The following is a 15,323-nucleotide window of genomic DNA, read 5'->3' as shown; positions in this document are numbered from 1 at the left end:
TTTATTTAAATGTTCTTTTAAAAATTGCATCAACATTTTTTGTATAGTAGTTATAATCGAAACATTTTCTTACATCCTCTTCGCTCAAACTTTTTCTTAAATCTTCATCGCTTAAAAGCGCTAACAAAAACAAACTTTCATTTTTTTCATTGATAGCAGCCTTGCCATTTTGCAAATCTGCCCAAACTTTCATAGCGTTTCTTTGAACTATTTTATAAGCTTCTTCACGGCTAATGCCTTTAAATGGAAGTTCTAAAAGCACCCTCCCTGAAAATACAAGCCCGCCTGTAAGATTTAAATTTTTCATCATATTTTCAGGATAAACCAAAAGCTTATCAATCAAATTTGTAAGACGCATAAGCATAAAATCAGCCGTGATAAAAGCATCAGGCAAAATAAATCTTTCAACACTAGAATGAGATATATCTCTTTCATGCCAAAGTGCAACATTTTCCAAAGCTGGAGTTACAAAAGATCTAAGCACACGACAAAGTCCTGTGATATTTTCACTTAAAACAGGATTTCTTTTATGTGGCATAGCTGAACTTCCTTTTTGTCCTACACTAAAATACTCCTCAGCCTCATAAACTTCAGTTCTTTGAAAATGTCTTATGGCTACAGCGATTTGCTCACAACTTGAAGCTAAAATCGCAATAGCAGAAATAACCTGAGCATAACGATCTCTTTGGATCACTTGATTTGAAACAGGAGCGGCCTTAAGACCTAAATTTTTACAAACTTCTTCTTCAAATTCTAAAGGAGCATGAGCAAAATTTCCCATTGCACCGCTGATTTTTCCATAGCTTATCACTTCTTTTGCATGTTCTAAAAGCTCTTTTGCATGCGAAATTTCATCATACCAAATAGCTAACACCAAACCAAAAGTAATAGGTTCTCCATGAATTCCATGACTTCTTCCTACCATTAAGGTGTTTTTATGCTCCAAAGCACGCTTTTTGATCGCTTCTAAAAGCAAAGAAACATCTTCTAAAATAAGCTCCAAACTCTCTTTTATCTGTAAAGCAACAGCTGTATCTATACAATCAGAACTTGTCATTGCATAATGCACAAAACGACTCTCTTCTCCCAAACTTTCACTTACACTTGTAAGAAAAGCTATAACATCATGTTTTGTGGTTTTTTCTATTTCGTCTATTCTTGCAATATCAAATTTTGCATTTTTAAGAATTTTTTCGCAGTCTGTGTCATCAATGAGACCGAGTTTGTTCCAAGCTTTTACAGCGGCTAATTCTACTTTTAACCACGCATCGTATTTTGCTTGCATGTCCCATTTTTTAGCCATGATTTCTCTGCTATATCTTTCAACCATCTTTGAAACCTTTTTAGCTATAATTTTATATTTTAAAAAACAGAAATTATATCAAATTATCCTAAGAAAGTTATTAAATGGCTTACATAAAAATAAAACTCTCAAATAATGGAAAAAAGGCGTTTCAAGTCCTTATGGAAAATTTAAAAATTAGCATAAATGAAGCACAAAAACTCATAGACAAAAAAAGACTTTTTTGTGATGGAATTTTAGTAGAAGAAAAGAATAAAATTTTAAATGGTTTAGTAGAGCTTATAGTCTATGAAAACAATCCCAAAGGAGTAGAAATTGTCTTTGAAAATGAAGACTTTGCCATACTTGAAAAAGAAAGTGGGATCTTAAGCCATCCAAATGGTAGACATTGCAAATACAGTCTTAGTGATGAAATTTGGCATCTTTGGGGAAAAGAAGCTTGCGTAGCACACAGGCTCGATAAAGAAACGAGCGGACTTATACTTATAACCAAAAATAAAAAAGCTCAAATTGATCTTAAAAGCTTGTTTGAAAAAAAACTAGTTCAAAAAGAATACCTTGCTCTAGCTCATGGAAAAATAGAAGAAAATTTTATAGTTGATAAAGCTATAAATTTAACTAAAAACTACGATGATGTAAAAACAAGAATGCAAATTTGCAAAGAAGGAAAACAAGCTATCACTGAATTTGAAATTTTAGAATACTTTCCTAAAATCAACGCTACTCTTTTACTTTGTAAACCCTTAACAGGCAGACAACATCAAATAAGAGTGCATTTACACTATAAAAATCATACCATTTTAGGCGATCCACTTTATGGGCTTAGCAAACAACAAATCGAAAGTATTTTAGATGAAAAATTAAATCCTAAAGAACGCTTAAAACTTACAGGTGCCTTGCGTTTGTGTTTGCATTCTTATCGTTTGAAATTTCAATATAAAAATCAAAATTTTGATATCAACTCAAAAATAAACATAAAAGAAATTTTCAACAATTCCATAAAATAAAATGATGTTTCACTACGCTACAATCAATCACTTTTTTACCAAATTTTAAAACAAAAAAATAATTCTTGCTAAAACTTTAAGTATAATTAAATAAAAAAGCGAGATTTTCCAATGAAATTTGTTAATTTTATACAGGGTCAAAAACACAATCTAGGAGTACTAAATTCTAGTGGAAAAATTGTAAGTTTTACTGATCTTGGCATTGAAACTAACGATATGAATGAATTTATTATCTATTTTGATAAATTTAAACACAAGCTTACAGACTTGGATTCTAAAATAGCCTATGAAATTCCAAAAGAAAATTATCTAGCCCCTATTATAGAACCTCGCCAAGATATTATATGTCTTGGGATTAATTTTTTAGATCATGCCAAAGAATCTGCCAAATTTAAGGGTGAAAAATTTGAAGAAAGAGAATATCCTGTATATTTTGGAAAACGCTGCAATCAAGCTACGGCACCTTTTGGCGATATACCTTTACATGCAGATGTAACTTCTCAGCTTGATTATGAATGTGAGCTTGCATTTATTTTAAGTAAAGATGCTTATAAAATCAAAGCTAAAGATGCAAAAGATTATATCTTTGGCTATACTATTATCAATGAAATTTCAGCTCGCGAACTTCAAAAACGCCACAAACAATTCTACCGAGCAAAAAGTCTTGAAGGTAGCACTATAATGGGACCTTATATCACAAGCGTAGATGAAATTTCTTATCCTCCTAAACTCCAACTTCAAAGCTATGTCAATGATGAACTACGCCAAAACTCTAACACTCAATTGTTTATTTTTGATATTGCTTATGTCTTAGAAGAACTTAGCGCAGGCATGCTTTTAAAAGCTGGAAGTATTATATCTATGGGAACTCCTAGTGGAGTAGGTATGGGGTTAAATCCACCTACTTTTTTAAAATCAGGAGATAAAGTACGTTGCGTCATAGAAAATTTAGGAGAACTTTGCAATAAAATAAAAAATATCAATTATTAAACAATTTACTAAAATTACACTATAATGGCATTTTAAAAACTTAAATTAAGGCAGAAATTTACCATGAAAAAAATAATAATGATTTTATGTTTATCTTATGCAAATATAGTCTTTGCAGTAGATATGATAACCCCTATTCCAAATTCCATCTCTTATGATAAAGAAAAAGCTAAACTTGGAAAAAGTCTTTATATGGATAAAAGTTTATCCAAAGATGGAAAAGTTTCGTGCAATACTTGCCATAGGCTTGATCAACACGGCGTTGATGGACTTGAATTTTCAATAGGAGTTGATAATCAACTCGATAAACCCTTTAACACTCCTACAACCTTTAATTCTGTATTTAATTTTGTGCAATTTTGGAATGGTAGAGCTAAAGATTTAGCAGAACAAGCTACAGTACCTTTTTTCAATCCTAAAGAAATGGGGCTAAGTCCTGAACTTCTTTTACAAAAAGTTAATTCAAATGAAAATTATGTAAAAACTTTTAAAAAACTTTATGGAGAAGTTACGGTAGAAAACATAGCTCTTGCAATCGCCGAATTTGAAAAAACCTTGATCACTCCAAATTCTCCTTTTGATCGCTATCTTAGCGGGGATCAAAATGCTATTTCAGCTCAAGCTAAAAAAGGTTACGAAGATTTTAAAGCTAATGGCTGCATCTCTTGTCATCAAGGTCAAAATATAGGTGGGAATATGTTTCAAAAAATCGGTATTTTTGAAGAATACCCAAACCAAGAAGATTTAGGGCGCTATGAAATCACAAAAAGAGAAGCTGATAAAATGGTATTTAAAGTTCCTAGTCTTAGAAATATAGCCAAAACCGCACCTTATTTTCATGATGGATCTATACCTACTTTAGATGCTTGTGTTCAGTTTATGGCTTACTATCAACTAGGAAAATTTTTAGATCAAGAAACAGTTGACAATATAGTTGCATTCTTAGAAAGCTTAACAGGAGAATATCATGACAAATAAAAAAAGTTCATTTTTGATAAAATTTATTATTTTATCTACACTAGTTTTAGCTTTCATTCTTGTTTTATTAGGTATTATTTTTAATAACTATTCTTCATCTAAAGATAATAAAGAATTGATAAACATAGTTCAACAACTAGAAATTTCAGATGAAAAAATCAATTCTGTTTTTCAAAATAGTTTTAATTTTATCAACTACGATCCAAGTGTTCAAGCGATAAAAAAAATGCAAGAAAACTTTACAAAACTTAAAACTTTTGGGATTGACATAAACAAAGCAGAAGAAATTTTTAATGTCAAACTAATCCAGCTTAATTATTTTAAATCCGCAAATTCCATAGCAGTAAATTCAAAACTTTATTTATTTGAACTAGCTAAAAATTATTTTGAAGAATTGGAACAAAACCATGAAACAAATAAAAACAACTATAAAACAATGAGTTCTATGTTAAGCGTTCTTTCAACTGAAAATATTTTACAAAAAACAACATTAAATCAACTCAACAGTCTTATGAAAGAAATCAAAAATGATGCAAAAAATGAAAATTTGCAACTTTTTTTAAAACACTATAAAATGATTGTAAAGCAAATTTCTATTATGCAAGATAATTCTTCTATTTATGAAAATAATTCCCTTATGAAAGAGTTAAAACAACTTGACACTTTTACCCAAAATACTATAGAACAATCTAATTTATTTAAATTTTATATCGCTTTGGCAGTATTTGGAATTACTATCGTATTATTTGTATTTTTTATTTTATTAACACTAAAAAAGTCATCATACCAATTCATACTTTAGAAAAACTAAGTGCTAATTTAGCTAGCAAAGAAGCCAATCTACATTCTCGTTTAAACATAGATCCAAAAAGCGAGCTTGGACAAAGCGCTCAATATATTAATTCATTTATATCCACCGTTCAAAACTCGATCATAGAAGCCATAGAAAATGCTAAATCAAGTCATCAAAATTCACAAAAACTCAAAAACAATTCTATGATGCTTGAAAACAGTTCTAATTCTCAACATGAACAAATTCAAGGAGTTAAAGAAATCACTCATGTTTTAGATGATCATATCAATCTTGCGGGAAATTTAGCACAAGAAAGTATAGAAAATATGCAAGATATGCACATACTAATGGATAAAGTAGAACTTACTCTATCTGAACTTGTAAATTTGATAAATGAAAACAATGAAAAAGAACAAAATGTAGTAGCCAATATGGATAGTCTAACCCAAAGTGCGGATAATATTATAGAAATCACAAATTCCATTAAAGATATAGCTGATCAAACTAATTTACTTGCTCTAAATGCAGCTATCGAAGCTGCAAGAGCAGGCGAACATGGGCGTGGATTTGCTGTTGTAGCCGATGAAGTTGGACAACTTGCTGATAAAACAAGCAAATCTCTTTTAAATATCAATGCTACTGTTAATACTATAGTCCAACAAATCAATGACAACAAAGCCTTAATGGATCTTATCCATGATTCTATGAAAGAAACCTCTTCAAAAACCAATGATTTACAACAAGAACTTGTAAATTCTATGCATAAATTGGAAAGCTCTATAGAATCAACCCAAACCATGAAAGATAAAAGCATGGAAGTAAAAGATAAAATGCTTATCCTAGGAACAAATATAGACAAAGTTAACGAACTTGCAAATTCTGTTAAAGATTTATCATGCGAAATCAATAATATCTCTCAAAATGTTCTAAATGGTGCCTCTAAACTCTCCGAAAAATTAAGTAGCTTTCAGTAACTTTTTTCACGTTAATTTAACTTAACGTGAAATTTCAATAAAAATTTTATTTTTAATTTATGTTTTTCAAGTAAAATTAGCAGTTTTTATTTCAAAGGAGATGCTATGGAGTTTCTTGAACTTTTATTAGTTTTAATCGCCTTGATACTGATTATCAAAAAACCAGAAAAAGAAAATTTGGCTTTTGGTTTGGTAATGGTAGCTTGGCTTTTAATGGTTTTTTTCTATGTTGGCCACAAAACAGGCGCACTATTAACAATAATGAATCTGTAAGGAAGGGCTAAATGAACGAAATCAATAAAACAAAAAATTTCTACACACTAATGTGTTTAGCAGGCTTTTTGATTATACTCTTGCCTGTAGGTATTGCAAATTTGATATTTGGTTATATGTTGGGCGATAGTCCTTGCACGCTTTGCTGGGGACAAAGAGAAGCAATGATCTTTATCGGTGTAATGGCGCTTTTCATTGTTCGTTATGGTATGAAAGGTAAATACCTTGCTGCTCTTTTAATCATGACAGCAGTAGGACTTTATCAATCTTTTGCTCACTATGGTAATCACGCTCATAGAGATTTAGATCAAGGTTTTGGTTTAGCAGTTTTTGGTATCCATACTTATTTTTGGGCTGAAGTAGTATTTTGGGCTGTTGTATTGCTCTTAGGTGTGATTTTTGCTTTTGCCCCTAAATTTAATGCTTTTGAAGCTGAACTAAATGGAGAAAAGTTTAGAAAATATACTAAATTTAGCTTTGCAGCAGTTTTAATCAGTGCTATCATCGTAGCATCAAATGTTTTCCAAGCCTTTGTTAGCACAGGTATTCCTCCTTATGTAGGACAAGGCGATCCTGTAAGATTTAGTTTAAATCCAAAATACATCATTTGGAGTAAAGAAGGTTGGAATGGTTTATGGCAAAATATTTCTTTCTTAGGAAAACGCGATGTTAAAGCTCCTGATTATGCTTTTGCACCTGCAAGTGAAAAACTTGGCATAAAATTTGATAATGATATCAACAATGCTCCATTTGCAAAAATCAATGATGAGCTTAAAATCACAAATGAACAAACCATAAATTTTGACAAAGCCATCAATACTCTTGATTATATCAATAACGAATTTGTAGCAAGTTCTAAATGGGATGTAGTTTTCTTAGATAATAATTTTAGCGTTAAAGAAGGTTTTGAACTTGATCCTTATTTTTCAGCTTCTATCGATCCAATCATCGGTATCATACCTTATATGAACGATAAATTCATTCTTATGGGCTCAAACAAATCTTTCTTAAGATTTGCAAAAAATCCTAATGCAAGTGAAGAAGATATCGCTAAACAATACGCTGACTTTGTAAAAGGCAATGATAAATTTAAAGGTCAAGGCGAAAGTTTAGGTCGCGGAAGACTTGATACCGTAAGAGCAAAATTTAACCATGTAGCAAGTATGACTACAGATGGAAATTATCTTTATCTTGCAACTGTTCCAAACAACAAAGACGCTAAAACTTTTGTAATCTCTAAAGTTTCTTTAAAAGATCGTGTTCTTTCAGGAGAATTTACTCCAAAAGCAAATCTTAAAGAAGGTAAAACTTTAGGCGATCTTTATGTAACTTCTATGACTTTTAAAGATGGGGAAATTTATGCACTTAGCAAAAATCACAATGTGATTGCCGTAATTGATCCAGTCAAAGAAGAAGTAGTGAAAACTATCGCTTTCCCAAGCTCTATCACTAATGCTAGAAGCATTTTCTTTAAAGATGGAAAAATCAATATTCTTTCTTATCAAGATGGAGCAAACAAGCTTTATACTTTAAACTAAGCTTTAAGTCCTAGTGAAAACTAGGACTTATATTTAATCTTATCTTTAAATCCTGCTTTTTCAAAACCTCTTAAACGAAGCAAACAACTATCACACTCCCCACAAGCTTCATCTTCACTCTCATAACAAGACCAAGTAAGTTCTAAAGGTACATTTTCTTTTAAGGCTAGTTCTACAATTTTAGCTTTGTTTAGTCTAACAAGCGGAGTTTTTATACAAACTTTGAAATTCTTACTCGTACCTTCATTGATAAATTCTTGTGCCTTTTGTATAAACTCATCAGTACAGTCGGGATAACCACTGCCATCTTCTTCTACCACCCCTATAAAAACACTCTCACAATTTTCCTTTTCAGCCAAAGATCCTGCTATACTTAAGAAAATTCCATTGCGAAAAGGCACATAAGTGATAGGTGGAGTATCGCTTGTACAAAGCTCATTTTTAGGGATGTCTATACTTTTATCGGTTAAGGCATTGCCCCCTATATCTTTGATAAAACTCACATCTAAAATATAAGATTTTTCTACTTTTAAAGCCTTGCAAATTTGCTTAAAACATTCTTTTTCTTTTTCTTGAGTGCGTTGTTCATAGTCAAAATGCAAAGCGATGATTTCATAACCTTCTTTTTTGGCCAGATAAGCACACAAAGTACTATCCATACCGCCACTTATGATACAAAGTGCTTTTTTACTCATTTTTATCCTTAAATTTGCTATAATTTCACAATTTTAACGAAAATTTTTAAATTTAAATTGCAAAAAAGGCAAAAGCATGATAAACATAAAACTCATAGAACACATTTTTAAAGCCGCTTCTATTAGTCGCTGGAATGATTATCCAAGAATGGCAAATTTGGTTGAACTTGACAAACAAGCTCATAAATTCATCATCGCATATTTTATCGCTAAAATGGAAAAAGATGTGGATATGAGAGTGATTATAGAAGGGGGAATTTTTGAGTTTTTAAGTCGTGTTGTGGTAACTGATATACGCCCTGATGTGTATCATGAAATCGTGCGTCAAAAAAAAGCTGAAGTTAATGCTTGGGTTTTAAGCAAAATCGAACCTATGATAGAAGATATAGAAGATGGGGAATTTCTAAAGCGTTTTGAAGCATATTTAAACGGTAATGCTTATGCTAAAGAAAGACTTATCTTAAAAGCAGCTTCATATTTTGCTACAAGATGGGAATTTAACATAGTTTATCAAACCTCAGCTTTTTTAAATGATATTGATGAGATTAAAAACAAAGTTGAAGAAGAATTAGAAGATTACTATGAGCTTATAGGAGCTAGAAAAATCGCTTTAAATCAAAAAATAGCCAAAATTATTGATCTTAGCGGAAGACTTCGCTTTCAAAAACGTTGGGCTCAAACTCCACGCATACCAGAAACCGCGGTTTTAGGACATATGCTTGTGGTGGCGATTTTAGGATATTTTTACTCACTAAAAATCAAGGCTTGCGATAAAAGACTTGAGAATAATTTTTATTGTGCTTTGTTTCATGATTTGCCAGAGTCTTTAACACGTGATATTATCAGCCCTGTAAAATACGGCATTGATGGACTTCATGATATCATAAATGATTATGAAATGAAACTTATTAATGAAAGAATTTTACCCTTTGTACCTGAGGGTTTAAGGGCTGAGTTTTCTTATATTTTAGGCATTAGAGAAGGTAGAAACGGTGAGTCAAATTTTGTAAAAAATGAGTTTGAAAATCGCACTTATAAAAATGCTAAAATCGAGCTTTGCAGCGGAAGTTTAAGCTCTTTTAATGAAAATGAATTTGGTGCTATAGATGGTAAGGCGCTTAAATACTGCGATAAAATTGCTGCTTATATAGAAGCAGGACTTAGTATAAGTTATGGTGTAAAGTCTAAAGAACTTGAAAGTGGTTTTTTAGGAATGCATGAGTTTTTTAAAGAAAATCCTACCATAGATGGGGTGAATTTTTTTGAAATTTGTGAAAGTTTAAGAGAGTATTTTAAAATTTAAATAAGATTTTTATACTACTATTTTCAATATGTTTTAAATAAAAATATTATAAATTCAAATTTTATTTTGTATAAAATATAAAGGAGTTATTATGAAAAAATACTTTCAAAAGCGCTATACTTTAGCCTTTTTTATAGGTATATTAGCGGGTATTTTCGGAGCTATTGTTAAATGGGGTTGGGAAGTACCTTTTCCTCCAAGAAATCCCAATGTTTTTTGGCCAGCAGATGCTTTAGAACGTGTTACTCCACCTAAAATTTTTCTAGAACAACTAGGCTTGCCTACTGATTGGACTTATATGTTTTCGGGTATGCAAATGCCTTTGTCAATTTTTATAGTACATGTCGGTTTTTCTATTATTTTTGGAGTGGCTTATTGTATGATAGCGGAAAAATGGCACCGTATTACTATGTGGCAAGGTGCAGTTTTTGGATTTTTTGTTTATCTTTTTGCCCATGTTATTGTAATGCCTTTAATTGCAGAAGTTCCACCACTTTCTGAAATTCCTTTTGATGAACACCTGTCTGAAATTTTTGGCCATATTGTTTGGCTGTGGGGCATGGAAATAGTTCGTAGAGATATAAGAAATCGTATAACCAAAGAAATAGAAGAATGAAAGGAAGCCTTTCATTCCATATCTAAAACCGCACCTTTACTAGCATTGCTAACAAGTTTTTGATACATTCTAAGCCATCTTGAAGACACCTCTTTTTGAGGCAATGCAAATTCTTTTTTACGTTTAGCAATTTCTTCTTCACTTACATTTGCATGGATAGTATAAGCATCTACATCAATTTCTATTTCATCTCCATCTTTTAAAAGTCCTATAAGACCACCTTCAGCTGCTTCAGGGGAAATATGACCGACGCTTAAACCCCTTGTAGCCCCACTAAAACGACCATCGGTGATTAAAGCTACATCAGCACCTAAACCCATACCCATTAAAAGTGAAGTAGGACTTAACATTTCTTGCATACCAGGACCCCCTTTTGGACCTTCATAGCGTATTACACAAACATTTCCTTTTTGCACCTTGCCTTTGATAATGCCTTTTATAGCTTCATCTTGAGAGTTAAAACAAACAGCTTTGCCTTTAAATTTTCTTTCTCCGATTATTCCTGCGGTTTTTATAACGCAACCTTGCTTGGCTAAATTTCCAAACAAAATGGCAAGCCCACCTACTTTTGAGTAAGCATTATCTACTTTACGAATGATATTTTCATCTTTGATTTTGGCATTTTTTAAGCGTTCTTTGAGACTTTCTCCTGTAATGGTCAGTGCATCAAGTTCTAAAATATGTCCTTGTCTGCTTGAAATTTCAGCCATAACTGCACTCACACCGCCTGCTTTGTGGATATCATCCATATAAACACTATTTAGCGATGGGGCTATTTTTGCTATGTGTGCAACTTTGCTTGAGATGAAATTTAAATCTTTAATATCTAGTGCTACCCCTGCTTCACGCGAAATGGCAAGCATGTGTAAAACTGTATTGCTACTTCCACCCATTGCCATATCTACTACCATAGCATTACGCACAGCTTTTTGAGTGATGATATTACGAATTTTAAAACGTTCATCTAGGGCGATTTCACAAATACGACGCGCTGCTTTTCTTAAAAGCTCTTCTCTTTCTTTACTTAAAGCTAAAATGGTTCCATTGCCTTCTAGTGCTATACCCATAGCTTCGCATAAGGTATTCATAGAATTTGCTGTAAACATTCCCGAACAAGATCCACCACTTGGACAGGCTGAACATTCTATATCTTTAAATTCTTCTTCACTAATTTTTTTGGATTCATAAGCCCCTACAGCTTCAAAAACAGAGCTAAGGCTGATCTTTTCTCCTTTTTTGGTTACTCCTGAAGCCATAGGCCCACCACTTACAAAAATGGTTGGAACATTGACCCTTAAAGCTCCCATTAACATACCAGGAGTAATTTTATCGCAGTTTGGAATACAGATTAAAGCATCAAGTTGATGAGCATTCATCACCGTTTCAATAGAATTTGCGATAAGTTCACGACTTGGTAAAGAATAAAGCATACCTTCATGTCCCATAGCTATACCATCATCTACGCCTATGGTATTAAACTCAAAAGGTACGCAACCATTTTTGCGTATCTCATCTTTAATGATTTTAGCATAATCATTTAAAAAATAATGCCCTGGGATTATATCTATATAGCTATTTGCTACACCTATAAAAGGTTTGTCAAAATCTTCATCTTTCAAACCACAAGCACGAAGTAAAGAACGATTAGGTGCTCTTAAATGTCCTTTTTTTATCGCATCGCTTCTCATTGTAACTCCTGATAATAATTTTTTAAAATTATATTTAGCAAAGCTTAATTTTTGTGAAATTTATTTTGATATACATTTTCATAAATGATAAAAATTATTAATTGACAAAAATATTTTTTTATAATACAATACTTTTTGATAATCAAAAAAGGAGTCAAAATGAGACAATATGAAACCTATAAATGCCAAAAATGTGGCAATGAAGTAGAAGTTCAAAATGTAGGTGGCGGTAAGCTTAGTTGTTGTGGTGAAGAAATGAAATGTATCACTACAGATTTAACTGCAGTAAATTTAATGAAAGCTTTTGCAGGCGAATCTATGGCAAGAAACAAATACGATTTATTTGCTGATGTAGCTGAAGAAGAAGGTTGGCATGCGGTTGCTAGACATTTTAGAGAAGCGGCTGAAAATGAAAAATGGCATGCAAGAGCAGAATTTAAAGCTTATCATGAAATCGTTGATGGCAAACCTTTAGAAGTAACTACAAAAAACCTAGTAACTGCTGCAGAAGGTGAAAACTATGAGCACACAACTATGTATCCAAATTTTGCAAAAATCGCTGAAGATGAAGGCAAAAAGGCTATAGCGAGATTATTTACAGCTATTGGTAAAGTAGAAATCGAACACGAAAGAGAATATCTAGCGCTTAAAAAAATGCTCGAAGAAGAAGAATTTTTTAATAGTGAAGTAGAAGAATTATGGGTTTGTGAAGTATGCGGACATATACATCGTGGCAAAAAAGCTCCAGCAGCCTGTCCTTTATGTAAAGCACCAAAAGAGTATTTTAAACGCGAATTTTTGGGTTAAGTTAAGAAATTCTTATCCTTTTTAAGATAATATTATAATTATTTTTTAATAAAAGGATAAGAAAATGAAAAAATTACTATTTTTATTTTTTGCTTTAACGGCTTTTCTCTTTGGTGCTGTAAATATCAACACTGCAACACTAAAAGAATTAAAAAGTTTAAATGGTATTGGCGAAGCTAAAGCTAAAGCGATTTTAGAATACCGCAAAGAAGCAAATTTTACAAGTATTGATGATCTTAAAAAAGTTAAAGGCATAGGTGATAAGCTTTTTGAAAAAATCAAAAATGATATCACAATAGAATAAAAGGGCATTTTTGCCCTTCTTTTTAGAAAAATTTGAAAACTTTATTTGACACAAAAGAACTTTTAAACGAATTTGATATAAATTTAATCGGTATTGATGAAGCAGGACGCGGTGCTTTAGCAGGTCCTATGATGATGGCAGCTTGCAAACTGAACAAACAACTTGATGGGTTGTGTGATTCTAAAAAACTAAGCGAAAAAAAACGCGAAGAACTTTATGAAATCATCATCAAAAATTCAAACTATCTCATACTTGCTTTTTCTTCAGAACAAATCGACGCACTAGGCTTAAGCACTTGTTTAAAAAAAGGCTTAAAACTTATAAAAAAGCATTTTAAAACAGAAAATAACTTCTTATATGATGGAAACACCAACCTAGGTATAAACGGGATAAAAACACAAATCAAAGCCGACACTAGCATTTTGCAAGTAAGTGCAGCTAGCATACTCGCAAAAGTTAGTAAAGATAGAGTGATGAATTTCTTAGCTAAAGACTTTCCTTGTTATGAATTTGAAAAAAACAAAGCCTATGGCACAAAAGCTCATAAAGAATTTATAGCTAAATTTGGAATTTGCAAACTCCACCGAAAAAGTTTTAAACTTTTATGATTATTTTGCTAAATTTTGATGCAAACTCAAAGCACATTCTATACCATCTTTTATAGCCCAAACAACTAAAGATTGTCCTTTTCTAGCATCTCCACAAGCAAAGATTTTTTTATGAGTGGTTTGGAAATTTTCTGTGCTTATGTTGTTTTTCTCATCTAATTTCACTCCAAAATTTTTAGAGATAGCTTCTTCGCACCCGCTAAAACCCATAGCTAAAAGCACTAAATCCGCTTTATAAGTTTTTTTAGAATTTGAAATTTCGACATTTATAGCTTTGCCTTCTTTAAACTCGCGTTTTAAATCATTTGCTTCAACACCTTCTACATGAGTTTTTCCTAAAAATTTCTTTGTCATTTTTTGATATTCCCTAGGATCTTTGCCATATACAGCAATGGCTTCTTCTAAACCATAATCAGTAGTAAAAATGTCAGCTTTTAAAGGCCAAGGATTGTTTTGGCTTCTTTGCAAAGGTCTTTTTGGACTTCTTTCAAAACGCACTATAGATTTAGCCCCTTGTCTTGTCGCTACAGCGATACAATCCACACTTGTATCCCCGCTTCCTATAACCAAGACATTTTTACCTTTGGCCATATCTGCACCCTTGCCTGTTTTTAACAAAGTTTTGGTATTTTGCGTTAAAAAATCAAGGGCAAATTCAACCCCTTTTAGCTTTCTACCTTCTATATCAAGATCTATAGGCTTACTTGCTCCTGTACAAAGCACCAAAGCATCAAATTCTTTTAGAAGTTTTGAAACCTTATCTTTGCTGTCTATATTTTCATTCACTTTAAATTCAATCCCACTTTTTTTAAGCAAATCCACCCGTCTTTGAACTATACTTTTATCAAGCTTCATATCAGGGATGCCATACATCAAAAGTCCGCCTATTTTATCGCTTCTTTCAAAAACACTTACTTTATAACCTAGTGAATTTAAAGTATTGGCACAAGCAAGCCCAGCAGGCCCACTTCCTATGACAGCGATTTTTTTGCCATTGTATTGCTTAGGTTTATTTACTCTTACTAAATTTTCCTTAAAAGCATTTTCTATAATGGATAATTCATTATTTTTTATGCTCACACTAACACCATTTATCGCACACACACAAGAATCCTCACAAGGAGCAGGGCAAACACGACCGGTAAATTCAGGAAAAGGATTGGTAAGATCAAGTCTTTCATAAGCTTCTTTCCATAAAGAACGATAAACAAGATCGTTCCATTCAGGAATGAGATTGTTTAAAGGACAGCCCACATCTTTTCCTTCGCTCATCACACCCGTATGACAAAAAGCTACCCCACAATCCATACATCGTCCACCTTGAACTTCTTGTTCTTTTTTATCCAAAGGTATAGTAAATTCTTTGTAATTTAAAATCCTTTCTTTAGGAGCAATTTTTTTAAAATCCATTCTTTTAAAGTCCAAAAAACCTCTTGCATTTCCCAT

At 32.1% G+C, this 15,323-nt stretch carries 14 protein-coding genes and 1 pseudogene; 11 read left to right on the top strand and 4 right to left on the bottom strand.

The features are described from left to right. Position 1: 1 nt before the first annotated feature. The gene (gene purB, locus FBF02_RS00115; protein WP_002865088.1) at positions 2-1,330 is read right to left on the bottom strand and encodes an adenylosuccinate lyase; all 1,329 of its coding nucleotides are present in this window, start codon (positions 1,328-1,330) and stop codon (positions 2-4) included. 77 nt (positions 1,331-1,407) lie between these two features. Between purB and FBF02_RS00110 the strand changes: the two genes are divergently transcribed. From FBF02_RS00110 to dsbI, 6 genes and pseudogenes are all read left to right on the top strand, one after another. Then, the gene (locus FBF02_RS00110) at positions 1,408-2,310 is read left to right on the top strand and encodes an RluA family pseudouridine synthase (RefSeq protein WP_002928256.1); all 903 of its coding nucleotides are present in this window, start codon (positions 1,408-1,410) and stop codon (positions 2,308-2,310) included. Positions 2,311-2,421: 111 nt separating this feature from the next. Then, complete coding sequence (locus FBF02_RS00105; protein WP_002858817.1) at positions 2,422-3,300, top strand: fumarylacetoacetate hydrolase family protein; 879 nt, start codon at positions 2,422-2,424, stop codon at positions 3,298-3,300. 63 nt (positions 3,301-3,363) lie between these two features. Then, complete coding sequence (locus FBF02_RS00100; RefSeq protein ID WP_002865312.1) at positions 3,364-4,278, top strand: cytochrome-c peroxidase; 915 nt, start codon at positions 3,364-3,366, stop codon at positions 4,276-4,278. Further along, positions 4,268-6,045 (top strand): annotated as a pseudogene (locus FBF02_RS00095) (methyl-accepting chemotaxis protein). Before FBF02_RS00100 ends, FBF02_RS00095 begins: the two are co-directional and overlap by 11 nt. A 105-nt stretch (positions 6,046-6,150) precedes the next feature. Continuing rightward, a complete protein-coding gene (gene dba / locus FBF02_RS00090) occupies positions 6,151-6,318 on the top strand; it encodes a disulfide bond formation protein Dba (protein WP_002779270.1) in 168 nt (55 codons plus the stop codon). A gap of 11 nt (positions 6,319-6,329) precedes the next feature. Further along, on the top strand, positions 6,330-7,856 hold the full coding sequence (gene dsbI, locus FBF02_RS00085) for a disulfide bond formation protein DsbI (RefSeq protein ID WP_002858830.1): 1,527 nt from the start codon (positions 6,330-6,332) through the stop codon (positions 7,854-7,856). Positions 7,857-7,876: 20 nt separating this feature from the next. On the opposite strand, the gene queC is transcribed toward dsbI, so the two are convergent. Then, a complete protein-coding gene (queC, locus tag FBF02_RS00080) occupies positions 7,877-8,551 on the bottom strand; it encodes a 7-cyano-7-deazaguanine synthase QueC (RefSeq protein ID WP_002858807.1) in 675 nt (224 codons plus the stop codon). 76 nt (positions 8,552-8,627) lie between these two features. On the opposite strand from queC, the gene FBF02_RS00075 reads away from it, so the two are divergent. Continuing rightward, the gene (locus FBF02_RS00075; protein ID WP_002853125.1) at positions 8,628-9,854 is read left to right on the top strand and encodes an HD domain-containing protein; all 1,227 of its coding nucleotides are present in this window, start codon (positions 8,628-8,630) and stop codon (positions 9,852-9,854) included. A 91-nt stretch (positions 9,855-9,945) separates the two neighbouring features. Further along, positions 9,946-10,470: a YagU family protein gene (locus FBF02_RS00070; protein ID WP_002857701.1), complete on the top strand. Its 525-nt coding sequence runs from the start codon at positions 9,946-9,948 to the stop codon at positions 10,468-10,470. Between the two features lie 11 nt (positions 10,471-10,481). Here the strand turns inward: FBF02_RS00070 and ilvD are convergent, their stop codons facing one another. Continuing rightward, the gene (ilvD, locus tag FBF02_RS00065) at positions 10,482-12,158 is read right to left on the bottom strand and encodes a dihydroxy-acid dehydratase (protein ID WP_002853088.1); all 1,677 of its coding nucleotides are present in this window, start codon (positions 12,156-12,158) and stop codon (positions 10,482-10,484) included. A gap of 159 nt (positions 12,159-12,317) precedes the next feature. On the opposite strand from ilvD, the gene FBF02_RS00060 reads away from it, so the two are divergent. From FBF02_RS00060 to FBF02_RS00050, 3 genes are all read left to right on the top strand, one after another. Continuing rightward, positions 12,318-12,965 carry a ferritin family protein gene (locus FBF02_RS00060; protein ID WP_002853081.1) on the top strand — a complete coding sequence of 216 codons (648 nt, stop codon included), beginning with the start codon at positions 12,318-12,320 and terminating at the stop codon, positions 12,963-12,965. 64 nt (positions 12,966-13,029) lie between these two features. After that, the gene (locus FBF02_RS00055; protein ID WP_002853093.1) at positions 13,030-13,269 is read left to right on the top strand and encodes a ComEA family DNA-binding protein; all 240 of its coding nucleotides are present in this window, start codon (positions 13,030-13,032) and stop codon (positions 13,267-13,269) included. 32 nt (positions 13,270-13,301) lie between these two features. After that, positions 13,302-13,877: a ribonuclease HII gene (locus FBF02_RS00050; RefSeq protein WP_002853153.1), complete on the top strand. Its 576-nt coding sequence runs from the start codon at positions 13,302-13,304 to the stop codon at positions 13,875-13,877. Here the strand turns inward: FBF02_RS00050 and FBF02_RS00045 are convergent, their stop codons facing one another. Beyond that, entirely contained in the window at positions 13,878-15,323 is a 1,446-nt protein-coding gene (locus tag FBF02_RS00045; protein WP_002853084.1) for a glutamate synthase subunit beta, read from the bottom strand. It abuts the gene before it with no gap.

The organism is Campylobacter sp. CFSAN093226, from assembly GCF_012897595.1.
Lineage (GTDB): Bacteria > Campylobacterota > Campylobacteria > Campylobacterales > Campylobacteraceae > Campylobacter_D > Campylobacter_D jejuni.
Note: the sequence above shows the minus strand (reverse complement) of the source record. Positions and strands in the feature narration are given on the sequence as shown.

Bases quoted from the DNA above. Each gene is read 5' to 3' on its own strand.
- purB (WP_002865088.1), bottom strand. From the start codon at position 1,330: ATGGTTGAAAGATATAGCAGAGAAATCATGGCTAAAAAATGGGACATG.
- FBF02_RS00110 (WP_002928256.1), top strand. From the start codon at position 1,408: ATGGCTTACATAAAAATAAAACTCTCAAATAATGGAAAAAAGGCGTTT.
- FBF02_RS00105 (WP_002858817.1), top strand. From the start codon at position 2,422: ATGAAATTTGTTAATTTTATACAGGGTCAAAAACACAATCTAGGAGTA.
- FBF02_RS00100 (WP_002865312.1), top strand. From the start codon at position 3,364: ATGAAAAAAATAATAATGATTTTATGTTTATCTTATGCAAATATAGTC.
- dba (WP_002779270.1), top strand. From the start codon at position 6,151: ATGGAGTTTCTTGAACTTTTATTAGTTTTAATCGCCTTGATACTGATT.
- dsbI (WP_002858830.1), top strand. From the start codon at position 6,330: ATGAACGAAATCAATAAAACAAAAAATTTCTACACACTAATGTGTTTA.
- queC (WP_002858807.1), bottom strand. From the start codon at position 8,551: ATGAGTAAAAAAGCACTTTGTATCATAAGTGGCGGTATGGATAGTACT.
- FBF02_RS00075 (WP_002853125.1), top strand. From the start codon at position 8,628: ATGATAAACATAAAACTCATAGAACACATTTTTAAAGCCGCTTCTATT.
- FBF02_RS00070 (WP_002857701.1), top strand. From the start codon at position 9,946: ATGAAAAAATACTTTCAAAAGCGCTATACTTTAGCCTTTTTTATAGGT.
- ilvD (WP_002853088.1), bottom strand. From the start codon at position 12,158: ATGAGAAGCGATGCGATAAAAAAAGGACATTTAAGAGCACCTAATCGT.
- FBF02_RS00060 (WP_002853081.1), top strand. From the start codon at position 12,318: ATGAGACAATATGAAACCTATAAATGCCAAAAATGTGGCAATGAAGTA.
- FBF02_RS00055 (WP_002853093.1), top strand. From the start codon at position 13,030: ATGAAAAAATTACTATTTTTATTTTTTGCTTTAACGGCTTTTCTCTTT.
- FBF02_RS00045 (WP_002853084.1), bottom strand. From the start codon at position 15,323: ATGGGAAATGCAAGAGGTTTTTTGGACTTTAAAAGAATGGATTTTAAA.